The 19,173-nt window shown below is 60.4% G+C and carries 19 protein-coding genes; 2 read left to right on the top strand and 17 right to left on the bottom strand.

Annotated elements, in window-relative coordinates; translation table 11 throughout:
• Positions 1 to 384: 384 nt before the first annotated feature.
• From BFP96_RS07010 to BFP96_RS06970, 9 genes are read right to left on the bottom strand one after another with little or no spacing between them, the layout of a single operon-like run.
• The gene (locus BFP96_RS07010) at positions 385 to 1,467 is read right to left on the bottom strand and encodes a protein-glutamate methylesterase/protein-glutamine glutaminase (protein ID WP_065888289.1); all 1,083 of its coding nucleotides are present in this window, start codon (positions 1,465 to 1,467) and stop codon (positions 385 to 387) included.
• Complete coding sequence (gene cheD, locus BFP96_RS07005) at positions 1,430 to 1,963, bottom strand: chemoreceptor glutamine deamidase CheD (protein WP_065888288.1); 534 nt, start codon at positions 1,961 to 1,963, stop codon at positions 1,430 to 1,432. The genes BFP96_RS07010 and cheD overlap by 38 nt, the downstream gene beginning before the upstream one ends.
• A complete protein-coding gene (locus tag BFP96_RS07000; protein ID WP_065935903.1) occupies positions 1,960 to 2,769 on the bottom strand; it encodes a CheR family methyltransferase in 810 nt (269 codons plus the stop codon). Before BFP96_RS07000 ends, cheD begins: the two co-directional genes overlap by 4 nt.
• 9 nt (positions 2,770 to 2,778) lie before the next feature.
• The gene (locus BFP96_RS06995; RefSeq protein ID WP_065895560.1) at positions 2,779 to 3,318 is read right to left on the bottom strand and encodes a chemotaxis protein CheW; all 540 of its coding nucleotides are present in this window, start codon (positions 3,316 to 3,318) and stop codon (positions 2,779 to 2,781) included.
• Between the two features lie 35 nt (positions 3,319 to 3,353).
• On the bottom strand, positions 3,354 to 5,012 hold the full coding sequence (locus BFP96_RS06990; RefSeq protein WP_065895559.1) for a methyl-accepting chemotaxis protein: 1,659 nt from the start codon (positions 5,010 to 5,012) through the stop codon (positions 3,354 to 3,356).
• Between the two features lie 29 nt (positions 5,013 to 5,041).
• A complete protein-coding gene (locus tag BFP96_RS06985; protein WP_065935902.1) occupies positions 5,042 to 7,081 on the bottom strand; it encodes a chemotaxis protein CheA in 2,040 nt (679 codons plus the stop codon).
• Between the two features lie 42 nt (positions 7,082 to 7,123).
• Positions 7,124 to 7,411 (bottom strand): STAS domain-containing protein, encoded by a 288-nt coding sequence (locus tag BFP96_RS06980; RefSeq protein WP_065935901.1) that lies wholly within the window; start codon positions 7,409 to 7,411, stop codon positions 7,124 to 7,126.
• A 22-nt stretch (positions 7,412 to 7,433) separates the two neighbouring features.
• Positions 7,434 to 7,802 carry a response regulator gene (locus tag BFP96_RS06975; RefSeq protein ID WP_010446480.1) on the bottom strand — a complete coding sequence of 123 codons (369 nt, stop codon included), beginning with the start codon at positions 7,800 to 7,802 and terminating at the stop codon, positions 7,434 to 7,436.
• A 9-nt stretch (positions 7,803 to 7,811) separates the two neighbouring features.
• Complete coding sequence (locus tag BFP96_RS06970; RefSeq protein ID WP_370671238.1) at positions 7,812 to 8,723, bottom strand: methyl-accepting chemotaxis protein; 912 nt, start codon at positions 8,721 to 8,723, stop codon at positions 7,812 to 7,814.
• Between the two features lie 560 nt (positions 8,724 to 9,283).
• Between BFP96_RS06970 and BFP96_RS06965 the strand changes: the two genes are divergently transcribed.
• Both BFP96_RS06965 and BFP96_RS06960 read left to right on the top strand, forming a co-directional pair.
• On the top strand, positions 9,284 to 10,312 hold the full coding sequence (locus BFP96_RS06965) for an alpha/beta fold hydrolase (RefSeq protein ID WP_065895557.1): 1,029 nt from the start codon (positions 9,284 to 9,286) through the stop codon (positions 10,310 to 10,312).
• A 161-nt stretch (positions 10,313 to 10,473) separates the two neighbouring features.
• Positions 10,474 to 10,665: a hypothetical protein gene (locus tag BFP96_RS06960; protein ID WP_065895556.1), complete on the top strand. Its 192-nt coding sequence runs from the start codon at positions 10,474 to 10,476 to the stop codon at positions 10,663 to 10,665.
• Between the two features lie 132 nt (positions 10,666 to 10,797).
• Here the strand turns inward: BFP96_RS06960 and BFP96_RS06955 are convergent, their stop codons facing one another.
• The 8 genes from BFP96_RS06955 to BFP96_RS06920 form a co-directional block, all read right to left on the bottom strand.
• On the bottom strand, positions 10,798 to 11,130 hold the full coding sequence (locus BFP96_RS06955; RefSeq protein WP_065895555.1) for a hypothetical protein: 333 nt from the start codon (positions 11,128 to 11,130) through the stop codon (positions 10,798 to 10,800).
• Positions 11,131 to 11,349: 219 nt separating this feature from the next.
• Complete coding sequence (locus tag BFP96_RS06950; RefSeq protein ID WP_065898268.1) at positions 11,350 to 12,696, bottom strand: OprD family outer membrane porin; 1,347 nt, start codon at positions 12,694 to 12,696, stop codon at positions 11,350 to 11,352.
• Between the two features lie 244 nt (positions 12,697 to 12,940).
• Entirely contained in the window at positions 12,941 to 14,044 is a 1,104-nt protein-coding gene (locus BFP96_RS06945; protein ID WP_139113357.1) for an alpha/beta fold hydrolase, read from the bottom strand.
• A gap of 56 nt (positions 14,045 to 14,100) precedes the next feature.
• Positions 14,101 to 15,069 (bottom strand): isoaspartyl peptidase/L-asparaginase family protein, encoded by a 969-nt coding sequence (locus tag BFP96_RS06940; RefSeq protein WP_065895552.1) that lies wholly within the window; start codon positions 15,067 to 15,069, stop codon positions 14,101 to 14,103.
• Entirely contained in the window at positions 15,066 to 15,836 is a 771-nt protein-coding gene (locus tag BFP96_RS06935; RefSeq protein WP_065935899.1) for an amino acid ABC transporter ATP-binding protein, read from the bottom strand. The genes BFP96_RS06940 and BFP96_RS06935 overlap by 4 nt, the downstream gene beginning before the upstream one ends.
• Positions 15,833 to 16,927, bottom strand: a complete 1,095-nt coding sequence (locus BFP96_RS06930; protein WP_065898271.1) for an amino acid ABC transporter permease — start codon at positions 16,925 to 16,927, stop codon at positions 15,833 to 15,835. Before BFP96_RS06930 ends, BFP96_RS06935 begins: the two co-directional genes overlap by 4 nt.
• Before the next feature lie 2 nt (positions 16,928 to 16,929).
• Complete coding sequence (locus tag BFP96_RS06925; RefSeq protein WP_065935898.1) at positions 16,930 to 18,084, bottom strand: amino acid ABC transporter permease; 1,155 nt, start codon at positions 18,082 to 18,084, stop codon at positions 16,930 to 16,932.
• Positions 18,085 to 18,119: 35 nt separating this feature from the next.
• The gene (locus tag BFP96_RS06920) at positions 18,120 to 19,157 is read right to left on the bottom strand and encodes an amino acid ABC transporter substrate-binding protein (protein WP_065895548.1); all 1,038 of its coding nucleotides are present in this window, start codon (positions 19,155 to 19,157) and stop codon (positions 18,120 to 18,122) included.
• Positions 19,158 to 19,173 lie beyond the last annotated feature (16 nt).

The raw sequence follows: 19,173 nt of genomic DNA, 5'->3' as shown, positions 1-19,173 counted from the left end.
TTCAAAAGTGAGCCGCCGTCAGGGCGGAACCCTAAGTGGCCGTTACCGCAGAAACGGATATGTACTCGGTCTGATCCAACATCCTGGTCGGCCCCGAGGCCGCCATCGGGGGCAAGCCCCCTCCCACAGTTGGGCCAGGATCGACACAAAATCCTGGTCGGCTCTGAGGCCGCCATCGGGGGCAAGCCCCCTCCCACAGCTGGGCCAGGATCGACACAAAATTCTGGTCGGCTCTGAGGCCGTCATCGGGGGCAAGCCCCCTCCCACAGTTGGATTGTGGAGCATCCGTAAATAGTCATAGGCTGCTCCCTCACCCAGCATCGCACCAAAGTTGTGTAGACACCTAGGGTGCCACGGACGATCAAGGCAGCCTGGAACTCACGTTCACTTATGCAAAATCGCCCGATGAATATCCCCCAACGCCATGATGCGCTGGGCGGCATTGAGCTTGATCGCCTCCTTGGGCATGCCGAACACCACACAACTGGCCTCGTCCTGGGCCACCGTGGCGGCGCCGGCGTCAAGCATCTCCTTGAGCCCGCGCGCGCCGTCGTCGCCCATACCGGTCATGATGATGCCCGTAGCGTTCCTGCCGGCGAACCTGGCCACCGAACGAAACAGCACATCCACCGAAGGCCGGTGCCGGTTGACCAGCGGCCCGTCGATCACCTGAGCGTGGTAATAGGCGCCGCTGCGGGTGACCATCAAGTGCTTGCCGCCAGGGGCAATCAGGGCCAGGCCGGGCAGGATACGGTCATTGTTGCGCGCTTCGCGCACCTCGATCTCGCAGACGCTGTTGAGACGCTCGGCAAACGAGGCGGTGAATTTTTCCGGCATGTGCTGCACGATCACCATGCCCGGGCACACCCGCGGCAGTGCCGTCAGCACCGCCTCCAGCGCCTGGGTGCCACCGGTGGAGGTGCCGATGGCGACAATACGTTCGGTGGTGTGCGCCATGGCTTGGCCATTGGCGGCGGGCAGGATTGCATCCGCACTGAGCTTGCCGGCCGGTGCCGGTAACGGCGTCACGCTGACGCTGCGCTTTCCCAGGTTCCTGACGTTGGCATTAGCCGCGGCACGGATCGCCGCCACCAACTCGGCCGCCGATTCAATCAGAAAACTCTTCAGGCCGGTCGTGGGCTTGGTAATGATTTCCACGGCACCCGCTGCCAGCGCCTGCAGGGAGGTTTCCGCGCCTTTCTGGGTCAGCGACGAGCAGATCACCACCGGTGTCGGCCGCTCGCTCATGATTTTCCTGAGAAAGGTGATGCCGTCCATGCGCGGCATTTCTACATCCAGCACGATCACATCCGGCCATTCCCGGGCGAGTTTGTCCATGGCGAAAATCGGGTCGGAGGCGGCCCCCATCACATGGATATCCGGCGTGTCAGCGAGAATCGCCAGCAGTACCTGGCGCACCACGGCCGAGTCATCGACCAGCAGCACACTGATTTTTTTGGTAGGCATCTTGTTGAAGTGTTCCCATAGGTTGGTGCCGGACCCAGACGTTGCCGTTCCACAGGTCGAACATGATCGTGCGGTAACCGGTACTGCCCATGTCCTGGGCCGTCAGGTGCAATTGATAGCGCTCGGCCAGGGCCAGCGCCGCGCGAATATTCAGGCTGGCCACGTCGTGGGTCGGCAGGCGGCGCTGGTGATCGGGAAACATCTCGCCGCCGCCGAACAACTTGACCTGGTAATCCTGCGCCCCCGTGCCATTGGCCTGGGCGTGGCGCAGCAGCAGTTCCATGGCTTCGTCGCCATAGCGGCCGTCCAGGGGCTGATGATTGCGCAGGCGCCCCGGCAGCATGAAATGACACATGCCGCCGATCCGCCGTTGCGGGTGCCAAAAGGTGATCGCCACGCAGGAGCCGAGCAAGGTGCGCAGGCGCGTCGGCCGCGTCGCAAAGCTGACCTGGCCAGGCGCCAACACGACTTCGCTCACACCGACTGGTTTTTTCATGGCTTGCGGTAAATCGACGGCGCCACCAGCTTCAAGGTGTCGTTGACACCGTTGAGGCTTTCCGAGTGGCTGATGATGAAATAACCGCCGGGCTTGAGCAGCGGCAACAGACGCGCGACCACCTGGCTCTTGGTCTGCTGGTCGAAATAGATCATCACGTTGCGCAGGAAGATCACCTCGAACTCGCCCAGGGCCGGCAGCGCTTCGTTCAGGTTGACCTGCACAAAATTGACGCGGTTGCGCAAAGACTTGTCGATCAGAAAGGTGCCCTCCTGGCGGCCAATGCCTTTGAGGCAATACTTGGTCAGCAGCGGCTGGGGCAGCGTCGCGGCTCGCTCCATGGCGTAGTGGCCGTTGCGCGCCTTGGCCAGCACCTGGGTGCTGATGTCCGAGCCGATCACTTCCCAAGGCGTGGTGCCCAGGCCCTCGGCCAGGGTCATCGCCAGGCTGTAGGGTTCTTCGCCCGAGGAACTGGCCGCGCTCCACACGCGAAATACCTTGCCCGGCGCGGCCCCGGGCAGCACCTGCTGGCGCAGGAAGTCGAAGTGCTTGGGCTCGCGAAAAAAATAGGTTTCGTTGGTGGTCAGCAAATCCAAGGCAACCTGCAGCTCACCCTTGCGTTGGTCACTCATGATCAGCTTGAAGTATTCGCCGTAGCTGTGCAGCTCGTAGTGCTTGAGGCGCTTGAACAGGCGCCCGGCCACCAGGGCTTTCTTGGCCGGCGACAGGTTGATGCCGGCCGCGCGGTACAGCCAGCTCTGGAACTGGCCGAATTCACGATCGTCGATGGAGGCGGTATCTGGCATGGTCGGGACTCAACGCGGATCGAGGTCGAGGGCCGCCGCCTGGCCGTCCTCGGCGAGGCTGGACATCTCATCGATGGACAGCACCTTGTCCACCTCCAGCACAATCACGAACTTGCCGTCGACCTTGGCCATGCCACCGATGAAATCGGCGCGAATCCGCGCGCCGAAACTGGGCGGCGGCTCGATCTGCGCGGCGGGGATCTCCTGCACGGCGGACACGGTGTCGACCAGCAACCCGATATCCTGGGGCCGGCCGTCGTCGGTATTCGCCTCGATGATGATCACGCAGGAGCGCCGGGTGATGGCCGAGTTGGCCCGCCCGAAGCGCGCCGACAAGTCCACCACCGGCACCACCGCGCCGCGCAGGTTGATCACCCCGCGCACGAACGCCGGCATCATCGGCACCACGGTCAGGCTGCCGTATTCGATAATTTCCTTGATGCCCAGAATGCCGATGGCGAACATTTCACCGCCGAGCATGAAGGTCAGGTATTGCGCGTCCTCATCCACCGCAACCGCGGTATGCCGAGTCGTCATCACTGCGCCCATGTCACTCTCCTTGTAGGCCCGTATCGATCGTGGGATCAGAAGCGGGTGAAGTCCGATTCGTCAGGTGCGCCGGCCATGTTGTAGGCGAAGGCCTTGCGCGGTGCCTGTGGTTTCGGGCGCGGCGGCTGACGGCTGGGCTTGCTGCCGGGGCTGTCGACGCCGCTGCTTTGAACCGCAGCCTTTGGGGTTGAATCGAGCACGAAGAAGCTCATGGCTTGCTGCAATTGCTCGGCCTGGCTGCTCATTTCTTCGGCCGTGGCCGCCAGTTCCTCGCTGCTCGACGCATTTTGCTGGGTCACCTGGTTGAGCTGGGTCATCGCGGTGTTGATCTGCCCGACACCGGCGGCCTGTTCTTCGGAGGCGGCGCTGATTTCCTGCACAAGGTCGGACGTTTTGTTGATGGACGGCACCATTTCGTCAAGCAGCTTGCCGGCCTTCTCAGCCATGTCCACGCTGCTGGACGACAGCTCGCCGATTTCCTGGGCCGCGACCTGGCTGCGCTCGGCCAGCTTGCGCACTTCGGCGGCCACCACGGCGAAGCCCTTGCCGTGCTCGCCGGCCCGAGCGGCCTCGATGGCGGCGTTGAGGGCGAGCAGATTGGTCTGGTAGGCGATGTCATCGATGATGCTGATGCGTTGGGCGATTTTCTTCATCGCCACCACGGTCTGCTGTACCGATTCGCCGCCTTCGGTGGCTTCCTTGGCGGCCTTGCTGGCCATGCCATCGGTGACCTTGGCATTCTCGGTGTTCTGGTTGATGCTGGCGCTCATCTGCTCCACCGAGGCGCTGGTTTCCTCGACACTGGCGGCCTGTTCACTGGTGGCCTGGCTCATCGATTGCGCGGTGGCGCTGACCTGTTCGGAGGCGCTGGCCAGGTTGTCGGCGGCGTTACGCACTTCGCCGATGATATGCGCCAGCTTGCCGACCATGTTGCGCATGGCGTTGAGCACCATGCCGGTTTCATCCTTGGCACCCGGCTCGATGTGGGCGTTGAGGTTGCCTTCGGCCAATTGTTCGGCGGCGGTTGCGGCCTGCCTCAACGGGCGGGAAATAATCCGGGCGATGAATACCGCCAGGCCCAGGCCGATCAACAAGGCCGCGACCAGTACCGCGCTGATCGATAGGCGTGCGTTTTCATACAGCGCCGAGCCCTTGTCACCCGCAACCGTCGCACCGGCATCATTGATCTCGATCATTTTCTGCAGGCGGCTGGTTACCTCATCGAAATGCCCCTTGGACTCTCCCCTGAGCAAACCACGTGCCTGGACTTCCTGATTCTGCCGGGAAAACTCGAGCACTTGCTTGCTGCTCGCCAGGTACGCGTCCCACGCACTTTTCACGCTGGCCAGCAGTTGGCGATCTTCCTCGTTCGACAGCAACTGCTCGTAGGTGCCCATGCGGGTGTCGAACTGTTGGCGCGCGTCGGCGGCCTCACGTTCGGCCTGGGCCTTTTCCTCGGCGATGTCCGTCGCGAGGTGGCGGTTTTCTTTCAAGCGATAGTTGGCGGCAAAAAAACGCATGCCGGCCGCTGCGCGCATGGAAGGCATCCAATTGCCCCTGATGTCCTGGGCCGCCTGGTTGACGGCGCCGAGCTGGAGGATGGCGAAGCCGCCCATGGCCGCCGTGAGCGCCAGGACCACCAGGAACGAGCTGATCAGCTTGGTGGATATTTTAAGATCGTAGAACCATTTCATCGGGGAACCTCCATGGAATTGCTTATGCGTCAGCGAGCGACGACCGGCGGCGATTGAGGCGCCTGGGGCGTGCGGGCTTCCAGTTGTACGAGTTGGTTGAGCAGTGCCGGTACATCCAGGATCAGGGCCACCGCGCCGCTGCCCAATATGGTCGAGCCGCTGATGCCGCGCAGCGCGCCGAACAGCTTGCCCAACGGTTTGATCACGGTCTGGAACTCACCGAGCAGGTCATCCACCACCAGCCCGGCCTTGTGCTCGGCGTAGCGCACCACCACCACGTTCTGGCGCCGTGCGGCCGGCCCTTCGTGGCTGAAGTGTTCACGCAGGTCCACCAGCGGCAAGACCTCGCCACGCAGGTCCAGATAGCCGTCGTCGCGGCTGGACTGGCGCTGGCGTTCATCCAGTTCGATACATTCCTGGACCATGTCCAGGGGAATCACATAGGTGGATTGGTCGATGCCGACCAGGAATCCATTGATGATCGCCAGGGTCAGCGGCAAGCGGATGCGCACTACCGTGCCCTCGCCGGGGCGGCTGTCCAGGTCGACGGTGCCGCGTAACAAGGTGATGTTGCGCTTGACCACGTCCATGCCGACGCCACGCCCGGACAGGTTGGTCACCGCCTCGGCGGTGGAGAAACCCGCTTCGAAGATCAGGTTGTAGATCTCCTGGTCGGTCAGCACCGCGCCGCTGGCCACCAGCCCGCGTTCCTGGGCCTTTTGCAGGATGCGTTCGCGGTTGAGCCCGGCGCCGTCGTCGGCGATTTCAATGACGATGCTCCCGGAGTCATGGTAGGCATTGAGGCTCAAATGGCCCTTGGTCGGCTTGCCGGCCGCCTGTCGCGCCTCGGCGCTTTCGATACCGTGGTCCATGGCGTTGCGCAGCAGGTGCATCAGCGGGTCGCCGATTTTCTCGACCACGGTCTTGTCCAGCTCGGTGTCCGCACCGCTGATGCTCAGTTCGATGTCCTTGCCCAATTCCTGGCTGATATCGCGCACCACACGGCGAAAACGGTTGAACGTGTCACCGATGGGGATCATGCGCAGGTGCAGGGCGCCATCGAGGATTTCTTCCACCAGCGCCGATACCGTCGAGGTCGCCTCTTGCAAAGGGTCGTTGTTACAGGAGCGGGCCAGCAGGCTTGAGCCGGCACTGGCGATCACCAGTTCGCCGACCAGGTTGATCAGCTCGTCGAGCTTGTCGGCGTTGACCCGCACGTAATTGCCGTCGCGGGGTTTCGCTTCGCTGGCTGGCGCAGAACGCTGCGGTGTCGCCGCCATGAGGCCTTGCTCTGCCTGGGTGACCTGGTCACCGGCGGCGACCGCCGTGCTGCCGGGCGCTTCGTCGACCGCACTGATGTGCACCTCGCAGTCGTCACGCACAAAGTCGAACACTTCGTTGAGGGTGGCGTGACTGGCCGTCGAACGCAGGTCGATCTCGAACCCCAGGTAGCAGCTTTCCGGGTCCCAGCGGTCCATGGGCGGGATGCTGTCGGTCAGGGTGGTGACCTGCAGCACCTGACCCAGGGTCTCGAGGTAGCGCAAAAACGACAGCGGGTCCATGCCGTTACGGAACACGTCGACGCCGAAGCGCAGGGAGAGGTGCCAGAGCACGTCGACCGTCGCGTCGTCGGCCACCTCTGCGGTTTCGACGCCGGCAGCGGCGGTTCGCATCGGCTGATAGGCACTCAGTGCCTCGCGCAATGCCTCACCGCGCTCCAGCGCTGCAGGCGTCGGCGCCTCACCGCGGTTGGCGACCACTTCGACCAGTTCGAGCATGTGGTCGCCGCATTTGAGCAGCAGCGCGATCAACGCGGCGTCCACCGCCACATTGCCTTCGCGCAGGCGGTCAAGCACGTCTTCGACGATATGCGTGAACCCCACGATCGACGCCAGACCGAAAAGGCCCGCCGAACCCTTGATGGTGTGTGCGGCGCGGAAAATCGCGCCGATGGCATCCTGGTCGCCGGGCTCGTTTTCCAATTGCAGCAGGGATTGCTCCATGGCCTGCAACAGCTCGCGTGCCTCAACGATGAATGTCTGCTGTGCCTGATCGAGATTGATGCTCACCTGGACTGTCCTTGTCGATCAAAAAAACATGGGAAGTGGCGACTACAAGCCTGCGCTACGGCACAGTTGCAGTGCGTGCATGACCGCCTGGCTTTGGCCGGTCACACTCAAGGCCGTACCGGCAACGCCCGCCTCACGCTGGACCACTGCGAGCAACTGCAAACCGGCGCCATCCATCTCCGTGACCTGCGACAGATCCAGCTCCAGGCGGGGAATCGCGCCGATCCGGGGCAGCAGCGCAGCCGCCAGTTCCGCTACGGTGTAGATGGTCAGCTCGCCGTCTATGCGCACGCAGGCAGTATCGTCGACTGTTTCAGTGGTAATCGGCATGGGAGCCTCCCTGGCGCCGGGATCAAGGCAGGATCAGTTTAGACACTGCCGCCAACATCTGCGCCGGCTGGAACGGCTTGACCACCCATGCCTTGGCACCGGCGGCCTGGCCCTCGGCCTTCTTCGATTCCTGGGACTCGGTGGTCAGCATGATGATCGGGGTGAACTTGTAATTGGCCAGCTTCTTGACCTCCTTGACGAAGGTGATGCCGTCCATGTTGGGCATGTTCACGTCGCTGATGATCAAGTGCACCTTCTGCCCGGTAAGCTTGCTCAGGGCATCCTTGCCGTCGCTGGCCTCGATGACGTCGTAGCCGGCGCTTTTCAAGGCGATGCCGACCACTTGCCGCACGCTGCTGGAGTCGTCGACCACTAATACATTCTTTGCCATGATGTGCTCCTAAAAGAAGGTGATGTCTTGAGAGTTCTGCTGCGCGGCCGCCGCTCCGTGATGGAGGCGCCGTTGCTCGTCGGTGGCGTAGGTGGCTTCCATCCGCGCGAGCCACTGCCGGGCATCGACGCCCACCGCCTGGTCCGGCGCCTGGCTGGCTTGCAGGAGGTGGTCATGCAAGGCCTGCATGTTGTCTCGCACGTGGCTGAGGATCTGGCTGACCCGGTCCTGGAATTGCAGGCTGACCAGCACTTCGGTCATCTCATCACGGATGCCGTAGCTTTCCTGCTTGAGCAGGTCGGCAGAGTCCGCCAGGCGCCCGGTGATGTTCTGGAAGCGCTCGAGCACGCGTTGAATGCTGTTTTCCGACTCGGCCACCGAGTGGCTGTCCTGGTCGGCACTGCTGGATGCGGCCTGCACCAATTGCGTGATGGCGTTATTGATGATGTCGACCTTGGCCGACATCTGCTGGCCGGTTTCACTGGATTTGTTCGACAGGCTGCGCACCGCATCGGCCACCACCGCAAAGCCGCGCCCTGCCTCACCGGCACGCGCCGCCTCGATGGCTGCGTTAAGGGCCAGCAGGTTGGTCTGCGCGGCAATCGCCGCCACGTCGGCGGCCATGGCGCGCAGTTCCTTGGTATAGGCGGTGAGGCTGCGGACCTGGGCCAGAGTCTGGTCACGGCTGGTCTGAGTGGCCTTGAGCGAGTTGATCACCTGGCTCAGCTCGCTGTCACTGCGCGCCAGCACCTCCAGCGCGCCATCGGCGGACTGCCCGTCCAGTTCGCCGGCAGCCTGCTGCGATGCCTGTACCGTGTCCTGCAATCGCGTGGCGATCCCGGTGAAACGGTTGGCCAGGCTTACAATCGCTTCTTCAGTCTGATGCCGCGAGCTTTCCACCTGCTTGGCCCAGATCGGCATGGCGCCCAGCAACACTTCATCGAGCTGTGCGCGAGAAGCCATGCCGTTGTGCGCTGCGTCCACCGTTGACTGATCCGCCTGGGCCCGCGACGTCGTGCGCAACAGCGCCTTGCGCTGTGAACCGGTGCTCCAGGCACAGGCACCGAGACCAATCAGCACCAGTACCGCACACGCCACCAGGTTGGCCGTGGAGGCTGATTGCACCAGCAACCACACCACGGCAGGCACTACCGGGATAAGAGCAAACCAGCAAAAACGCGGATGACCAGGAAGGGTAATGCGGACGGATTGACGCTGGGTCATGAGTTCGATCCTTGAACAGTGTTGCGGATATAGGCGACATAGGGGTTATCTGCCCACTCCCTCTCAACTTTAGAATCCTTATGTGCCTTCCGTCTGTTTTATGACCATTGGATGACCGGCCTGGGCGTCCGAGCCCCTGTGCGCTGAACAAAAACGGAATATGGTGTGCGCGCAACATGGAACGAACCATGAAGCCTGCCGCTCACTACAGTGTGGCCGCTTTGCGTTCATCAGCCGACGTAGCATGAGGAGATACCGTGTCCACTTCCAAGCTGACCTCGCGTGTTCTCACTACCCCCCGCCATACGACGCACTATGTAGAGATGGGTCCGATCGATGGGCCATTGATGGTGTTCCTGCACGGTTGGCCGGAACTCAACCTGATCTGGCGCGCACAGATACAAGCGTTCGCTGCACAAGGCTGGCACTGCGTTGCACCCGACATGCGCGGTTATGGCCGTTCTTCCGCGCCCGCGCTCACTGGTGCCTACACCCTTGAAAACATCGTGGCCGACATGGCAGAGCTTCATGACCATCTCGGTGGCATGCCCGCCATTTGGGTGGGCCACGACTGGGGCAGCGTCGTGGCGGGTGAACTGGTCGCCCATGAACCTCAGCGCAGCCGCGGTGTTGTATTGATTTCGGTGCCGTACTTCCCCACCACTAACGCCTTGCCGACGCTCGTCCCACTGGTTGACCGCTCGATCTATCCGGCGGACACGTATCCGGACGGCCAATGGGATTATTACCGCTACTACACCACGCACTTTGCGTGTGCTGTCGCTGATCTTGATGCGGATAAAGCCGCATCGCTGGCGTCGATTTATCGACGAGGCGACCCGGCGAGTATCGGCAAGGTTGCAGCCAATGCCGAAGTCACCCGCAAAGGCGGGCGATTTGGCCAAGCGCACCGGGCTCCCCTCACCCAGCCAGACCTGGCGCTCTGGCCGCAGGCAGACTTCGCCGAATTGGTGCGCAATTTCCAGGCGCAGGGTTTCCGCGCGCCCTGCGCATGGTATTTAAACGACGATGCCAACATTGAGTATGCCCACCGGGCGCGCAATGGTGGCCGCTTGTCATTGCCAGTCCTGTTTGTGAACGGCGATTACGATCAGATGAACACCATCAACGGTAATCAGCTGGGCGATCCAATGCGAGCGGCCTGCGCAGATCTCACCGTGACCCGCCTGCCCGGCGGGCATTGGTTGCCGGTGGAGTGCAAGATGGAACTGGTTGAAGCCATACGCTCCTGGTTGTGCAAGCTTGACCTGGTCGCCCGGTCTTGAAAGATCGCTCCTACACCTTCGCCAAACACTTCCGACAGCCCCATCCGAAAAACCCAACAGTCACGAAAAATGACGAGCCCTTTTCCAAAAGAGACGTTATGTATTCAGCTGTTCAGGGCAAGAAGCCCACATTTCCATTCATCTCATGAAGAACCTGGATCATGTTGAATACTTCGTTTTTCCCCTCACTGCTTACCGCCCTCGGCACAACCTTGCGCCCCCAACAGCTCAGCCGAGAGGAAGAGCGACTGATCCGCTACTACCGTTTATTGTCAGAACAGGATCGTGAAGCTCTGCGCTGTCTGTTCTTTGCGATCAAGGAAACCAGCCGAGCCGAACAGCCGAAGCGGTAGGCGGTGACACAGGTATCTGTCATGAACAATCAAGCATCTGCGGGGTTGGACACGTTACCGGGAGCCTGTCGCCTACACCAACTTGACAGCGACCCAACGCGGACCATAAAGCACGACAGAGGTTTGACGCATTCAGCTTCCTGTATTGACGCCCGCCTCGCCATCACGCTCTATCGACTTGACTCCGCGTATGCCACGTAACCTGCGCTCAAGTTGGTCAGGATCGTCTGACTTCGACGTTTTGACGGCAAATCCGCCAAGGTCTTCATACATGAACAGAACTTTTCCGCCGGCTTTATTGATTTCATGCTCGATCAGCGTGCGCTTCAGATGGGTATTACAATCACATAACACGATGAACGTTGACTGCGCGTATGACGAAGGCGTCTTTATTTGCGTCGCTCCAGCGTTGAGCGACGAGACGGACAATACGCCTGCAATCAATATTAAAAGCCAATATTTCATAGCCGTAGCACTCCATTTCAAATACGCACGTTATAGACAGTGGTGTTACAGAGACGAACCCGAAAACTTTCTATTCGACCCAACTGGGCGCGCGAAAATGGCCATCCGTTTCGTCGATACCTTAGCGAATCAGCGGGAGTCGGTTCCGAGAGCTGTTATAGGCCTCGGGTTCTAACGACCTCCCCCCGCTACCGAACGCAACTTCTCCTCCGGTTGGCCTTACATGAAGTTGTAGGTGTAATCGAAAATAAGGCGGGTTTGATCGGTATTGGATCCCCCCGAGCCGTCACCTCGATACACACCGTGTCGCAGCGTTGCGCTCAGGTTTTTCAGCGGTCCTTCCTGCACGGTGTAAGCAACGCGCATGTCGCGTTCCCATTCAGAATGATCACTGCCGTTTTTCACGTCTTTAATGTCATCACCGTGCAAGTAGGCGGCGCTCATTTTCAAACCGGCAATGCCCACGGAAGCAAAATTGAAGCTGTATTGGCCGAATGTCGTATTTTCCCCGGCACGGGCGAACTGATTGATCATGCTGTTGGTGAACAGGTAGAAATCCGACCCGCCCTGTCCCTCGTTACGCCCACGGCTGTCGGCGATGCTTCCATTATTGACCCACACAAACCCGCCATCATCACTCACGCGCTGATGACCGACCATAATGGAGTGACCACCGAGGGCATACGTAAACATGGCACTCCATGTCTTGTTGGAAACCTCACCTGCATCTTTTGCGTAACCACCATTGTTGTTGAAGCGATAGCCCGCCTGACCATTCTTGCCATCGGAGTTGCTATCGAAGTAACGCAGGTCGGTTTTCAAGGTTTGATCATTGCCAATCGGCACCAGATAAACGAGGCCGAGGAAGGTTTGATTGTAAAAATCCTTGAGTTGAGCGTGATAGGCTTGAGCGGTCAAGTTCCTGGTGATTTTCCAGTCGGCGCCCGCGAACTGGAAACTGTTGGAGTCCTTTGTCGCGCCGGATACAGAGAGTCCGGAACTATTGCTGGAGGCACGGCCAACAGCGTCCGTGATCTTGCCAACGTTCAGCGTTACATCATTGAATACTTTGGACGTCAGCATACCGCCCTGGAAAGTCTGCGGCAGCACACGACTTTCGCTGGCATTGAGAATCGGCAGTTCAGGACTTAGCGCATTGCCCACCCTCAACGTTGTATCCGCGAGTTTGACCTTCACGTTGGCGCCCGCGCGACTCCAGGTCTGTTCAGCAGAGCCATCCGAGTCGCTTGGAGAAAACGTATTTTTATCCGGATGATGCCCCCTGCCCCCATCCAGATGAATCCCCGTGAGCACTTGAGCGTCCACGCCCAGGCCAATCGTGCCCTGGGTATAACCCGACGCATAATTGAAGAGCAGCCCTTGGGCGGCTTCCTTCTGATCCGCACCACCGGCGCGGTTGTCATTATTGAAATACATAGTGCGCGAGCTGATGCTTGCCTTGGACCCAGAGATAAAGTCGCCTGCGCCTGCCGCCTCGCCGGCATATACGCTGAACGAAGATACGTTGGCGAGCGCAATGGCCACCACCAGAGTTTGCTTGTTCATACTGCCCCCAAATAGTGTGTCAACGGACGTGTTTTATTAATACCGCAGCGATAAGCGGCGATTTTTTATAGTTGAGTTGGTTCGCGGGTCAGCCCATCAATGATGCTCACTGACGGGTCACCCCGATATTAATCAAACGTCCAGGACTGTCTGACCTGTTGACTAACAGTATCTAAACACGGACTGTCTTATTGACGCGCTGACTCATAGAGCGCTATCAAAAGACTCTTTGAGTTCGCGCCAGTTATTTAGCGCCGGTTATGACCGGACAGGTCTTGGGTGTCGGTTGGTCAAACAATACGGCCATCCCGCAGTTGGACGTAAACATTTTCAAATTATCGTGGCCGACGCCTGGCACTATCACAACCTTCTGTTTCAAGTGCGCCGGGTGCCGTTTTTTCATGTAATCGAAATAAGAGCGTCCTCGCGCGAGCCGATAAGGCCCCTGTGCCATACCCGCGCATGAACGATCGATGAAGTGCTTGTACGGGTCTGTGTCTGCTTCACCGAGCAGGTAGACGACATTGCGCGCGGCATAGTCGGACTCCAGCGTTTCCACATTCTGCGACGACACGTATTGCGGAGCATCCTTGAGTTGATATTTCCATTTCGTCGCTTCCGGGCACGCACCACCGGCGATAGCCTGGCTGTCGGGCCGCTCGTCACTGAAGTACAAATAGCTGGATGGATTGGCAACCACGTAGCGAAGATCGATATGGGCACGCGCCAATATCGGATCGGCGCGTCCCACCACGGCATAACGTTGCAGAATCTGCGCGCCGGCCGAGTGCCCCATCAACAACACGCTGGACAGCGCCGGGTACTGACGTTTATCGGCAAAATGTTCGAGCAACGCGTCAAGCGCCGCAAAGGAACTGAGGGGTACAGGGCCGACCGCCGGCTCTCCGCCTTTCCAGCCCTCCTGCGTCCATGCCAGACTCCGGGCAGGCAGGGAGAAGGCTTTCACATCCGCAGCCGTCAGAAATTGCGGGGCAACCATCATTGCCCCTTTACCCAGCGATCCAGCGCCGGCGAGGATCTGTTGACCCGTTGCGAAATAGGTATCGGCGTTTCTGAGGGTGCCATGTATGACGATAAACACGTTCGTGACGTCCGGCGCGACCGCATTGATATCGCCACTGGCAAACACCGGAATCACACCTTCACCGCTCGGGCCACGGACGAGCAGTTGTTGATTGCCTACTTTTTTAACCGGTGCATCCAATACGGCGTCAGCGTTGGCGACCACCGTTTTCGGCGGTAACTGCTGACATCCGTACAGTGCGATGGACAAGGGGACACACAGCAGAACACCTTTGGCGTTCTTTAACGTTTTTATTATTTTCATCATTGCGCTCCAGGTTGAAGGGGTCTTCATCACAACATCAACATTCGTCAAAACGCTCAGGTCGTTGCCTCTTGAACGTGCAACCGATCCTCTGCGGCGTAGATCGCCGTATGCAGCCCGCCCTCGGCATCGCGCCAGGCGCGGTACATGCCGGGTGTATTGAACACCAGCGCGGTGTCGCCGTTAGGGGCCACGGCAACCACGCCGCCATTGCCGCCCAGCGCTTTCAGCTCGCCCAGCACCACCTGGTCGCACGCCTTGCGCAGTCTGGCGCCGGTGTAACGCATGCGTGCGGCGATGTCGTGGGCGACGGCACATCGAATGAAAAACTCGCCATGCCCGGTGGCGGAAATGGCCGCGCTGCGGTTGTCGGCCCAAGTGCCGGCACCAATCAGCGGCGTATCACCGATGCGTCCGTAACGCTTGTTGGTAATACCTCCCGTGGACGTCGCCGCCGCCACCTGGCCGCTGCGGTCCAACGCCACAGCCCCCACGGTGCCGAATTTTTTCTCAATGCCACCGGGTTCCAGGCTGAGCGCTTGCGGGTTCAGGCGCTGGGCTTGCCATTGCCTGCGACGCAGTTCGGTGTCGAACCAGGCATTGTCGACATGCTCCAGCGCCTGGGCGGCAACAAACTGGTCGGCACCGACGCCGGACAACAGCACATGGTCGCTGTGCTCAAGCACCGCACGCGCAGCCTTGATGGGGTTGCGCGCAAAATGGATCCCGGCCACGGCGCCTGCTTCACGGTTGTCACCGCTCATGATCGCGGCGTCCATTTCATGATCGCCCTTGTCCGTGAATACGGCGCCTCTGCCGGCGTTGAACCAGGGACATTCCTCAAGCTCCACCACGCTTGCCTGGGCAGCGTCGAGCGCGCTGCCGCCCTCCTCCAGGATGCTCAGTCCGGCCTTGAGCGCACTCAACAGACTGGCGTGCACAGCGTTCTCGTCTTCGGCGCTCAAAACGCCCGCTTGCAGTACGCCGGCACCACCATGCAACGCGATTGCGATAGGAGACGTCATGCCGGCTGCGCCCCATGGTTCAGAATCTGGTTGAGGAAGCGCTGCGTGCGTGGCGACTGCGGCGAATGGAAAAACTCTGAAGGCGGCGCCTGCTCAATGATTTCTCCGCCATCCATGAACACCACACGGTCGGCGACCTTGCGAGCGAACCCCATTTCATGGGTCACGCAGATCATGGTCATGCCATCTTCGGCCAGGCCGGTCATCACCTCGAGCACTTCGGCGATCATTTCCGGGTCCAGTGCGGAGGTCGGCTCATCGAACAGCATGATCCGTGGCTGCATGCACAGCGCTCGCGCGATGGCAATGCGTTGCTGCTGGCCGCCGGACAGCTGCGAGGGATACTTGTTGGCGTGATCACGCATCTTCACCTTGTCCAGCAACTGCAAGGCGCGCTCAATGGCTTCGTCCACCGGCACACCCAGGTTGGCCGTTTGAGGAAGGGTGCAGTTCTTCAGCACCGTAAGGTGCGGGAACAGATTGAAGCTCTGGAAACACATACCCACCTGGCGACGCAACTGCTCCAGACGCTTGCCGTCGAGTGCCTGGCCCAACACTTCGATCGTGCCCTGCTGGTGCTGCTCGAGCTGGTTGATGCAGCGAATAAGGGTGGACTTGCCGGAGCCCGAAGGTCCACAGATCACCAGCTTCTCGCCGGCCGCCACCGACAATGAAATGTCACGCAGCACGTGAGTCTGTCCGTACCACTTGTTGAGGTTTTCGATACGCACGATAGGACCGCTATCGGTGTGATTGGCGATGCTCATGAGCGGTCATGCTCCAGGTTATTTTCGAGATGGCGGGCATAGCGCGACAACGCGAAGCAAATAATGAAAAAGTACAGGGCAAGGAAGATGTAGATCTCGTGGTCATGCCCCGCCCATTCAGCCGACGCCGCTGTGCTGCTGGCGATGCCGACGATGTCCAGCACGCCGACAACCATCACCAGCGTGGTTTCCTTGAACAGGCCGATAAACTGGGTCAACAACGGCGGTATGGTTTGTCGGAGCACCTGCGGCAGGATGATGTGCCCCATGGTTTTCCAGTAACCGAAGCCCAGCGCCTGTGCTGCCTCGTATTGCCCCTTGGGCAGGCTCTGCAAGCCGCCGCGCACGGTTTCGGCCATGTAGGCGGCGGTGAACAGGATCAGCACCACCTGCACCCGCAGCAGAATGTCGAACGCCACGCCTGGCGGCAGGAACAGCTGGATCATCAGCGACGCCATGAACAACAGACTGATCACCGGCACCGAGCGCACCAGCTCGATGTACAGCACGCAAAGAAGACGGATGACCGGCTTCTTCGAGCGCCGTCCCAGCGCCAGCAGAATGCCCAGCGGCAGCGCGAAAATCATGCCGATGGTGCCCAGCATCACGGTCACGGTCATGCCGGCAAACTGCGTCGACGAGACGCCTGGCAGACCTGCTCCGCCCTTGAGCAGCCACCACATCAGCAGCGGCAACATCACCAGGTACGCCAGCAAGGCACGGCGGTCCAGACGTTTGAAAAACAACAGGACGAACGCGCCGACGGCCAGCAGGAATGCCAGGTTGACTCTCCAGCGCTGAGCTTCTGGATAGAAACCGTAAACGAAGAGGTTCCAGCGTTCGATGACCGGCAACCAGCAGGCTGCGTGAGGATTACAGGCGTCACGGGTGCTGCCGACGAACGTCGCGTCCAGCACCAGCCAGTTGAGTGCCTTGGGGATGCACCATGCCAGCAGAGCCAGTACCAGCAGGGTCAGCAGCGAGTGGCCGACACTGGGGAACATCGACTGGCGCACCCAGCGCCAGGCGCGCACCGAGGGCGTCGCCTGGGGTGGCAAACGCACCGGGACGACATGAGTCAGTTCGTTCATGCTCAGTGCCCCCGCTTACTGATGCGATAGTTGTAGACGTTCATCGCCAGGGAAATCACCAGGCAGATCACGCAATAGGTCGCCATCACCAGCACAATGCATTCGATAGCCTGACCCGTCTGATTTAACGTTGTGCCGCCGGTCGACGACACCAGCTCCATGAACCCAACCACGACGCCAAGCGATGAGTTCTTGACGATGTTCATGTAGGTGTTGGTTATTTGCGGGACCATGGCGTAAAGCGCTTGCGGTGCAATCAGCTGACGCATGGCGGTGCCTCGCACAAAGCCCAGCGCCTTCGCTGCTTCGTACTGGCCTCGGTGCACTGCCTGGATGGCGGCACGCACCGTTTCAGCGATGTAGCTGGCGCTGTAGAAAGAAAGCGCCAGCCACAGCGCCAGCAACTCCGGCACCAGCGTGGCACCACCGTGAAACCCGAAACCTTGACGGGTCGGCACGTCCCAGTGCAACGCGGTACCGCTGATCACGTACACCAGCATGGGCAGCACTAACGCGCACGCCATCACCCAGGGCCAGCAGCGTGGCGTAAACCCACGCCAGCGGGCACGTGCATCACGCAATTTGAAGGCGACGATAGCGGACAGCGCACCCACGCCCATCAATACCAGGCCCCAGCCGACGGCTGCGCCCTGTTGCGGCCACGGCACCTGCAGGCCGGCGTTACTCAGGAAAAACACGTCTGCCAGCGAGAAAGCCTGGCGCACACTGGGCAGTGCGAGCATCAATCCGTACCACCAGATCAGATGCACCACCAACGGCACGTTGCGCAGAAACTCGATACTCATCCCGCACAGGCGGTTGACCAGCCAGTTTTCCGAAACCCGGCCGACGCCCAGCAGCACGCCGATCAGCGTTGCCAGCACGATACTGATGACTGACACCAGCAAGGTATTGAGCAGGCCAACCAGATACGCCCGCCCGTAGCTGTCGGAGGGCGCATAGTCGATCAGCTGGAAACTGATGTCGTAGCCTGCCCGGTCAGTCAGAAAGCCGAAACCGGACGCAATGTTCAGGGCTTTGAGGTTCAGGCTTGCGTTGTGTGCCAGGCCATAAAACACCAGCACCACCAGCAACAGCACAAGCCCCTGCTGCAGCGCACTCAGCAGGCGCGCACGGTTAAAACGTTGGGTCAGCATGACTACATCCCGTTTCGTTGATTGAAGTTGGCCACTCAGCGGATCGGTGGCGCATACAACAACCCGCCGTCTTTCCAGAGGCGGTTCATTTCACGGGGGAAGTTCAAACCGGTTTGCGGACCAAGGTTACGGTCATAAATCTGCGCGTAGTTGCCGACCTGTTTGATCGCCCGGTACGCCCAATCGCTGTCCAGGCTGAACGCCTTGCCGATGTTGCCATCGGTGCCCAGCAAGCGCGCGACATCGGCTGACGCGGTTTTGTCCGCGTGCAGTTTATCGACGTTGTCGGAATCCACGCCCAGCTCTTCGGCCGTGATCAACGCATAGGCGGTCCAGGTCACGATGTTGCGCCACACGGCGTCGCCCTGCGCGACGTAGGCCCCCAACGGCTCCTTGGAAATGACCTCGGGCAGCAGCGGGTAATCGTCAGGCGTGTTGAACAACGCGCGGCGCGCCGCCAGGCCGGACATATCGTTGGTGATGGCATTGCACCGGCCTTTCTGGAAGGCGGCGAACAGCTCAGGACTCTTCTCAATGACCACCGTGCGGAAGGTCAGGCCGCGCTTGCCGAAATAGTCCGCAAGGTTCTGCTCCGAGGTCGTGCCTGGAGACAGGCAGAAGGTCGCGCCTGCCAGGTCGGTGAGCTTTCCGATCTTGTCCTCGGCATGCGTCATGAAGCCTTGCCCGTCATAGAACCAGATCGCCGTAAAGTCGACCCCCAGGCTCGCCACGCGGTCCGCCGTCCATGAGGTGGAACGCGACAGCACGTCAATCTCGCCAGAGGCCAGCGCGGTGAAACGGTTTTTGCCGGTGGTGGCGATGAACTCCACCTTGTTCGCATCGCCCAGCACGGCGGCCGCAATGCCACGGCAAAGGTCCGCATCCATGCCGGTCCATCGGCCCTGGTTATCAATGATCGAAAAACCCGGCTTGTCGCTGGCCACACCACAACGAAGGCTACCGTGTGCCTTTACGTTTTCCAGCACACCTGCATGTGCCGTGCAGGCGCCGAACATCATCAACGCCAGCGAGCACGTCTTGAGCAACGCGTTCAGACCATTCACTTTATGCATAACATTGCCCCGAAGC

Origin of the sequence: Pseudomonas sp. 34 E 7, from assembly GCF_900005715.1 — a bacterium.
Lineage (GTDB): Bacteria > Pseudomonadota > Gammaproteobacteria > Pseudomonadales > Pseudomonadaceae > Aquipseudomonas > Aquipseudomonas orientalis_A.
Note: the sequence above shows the minus strand (reverse complement) of the source record. Positions and strands in the feature narration are given on the sequence as shown.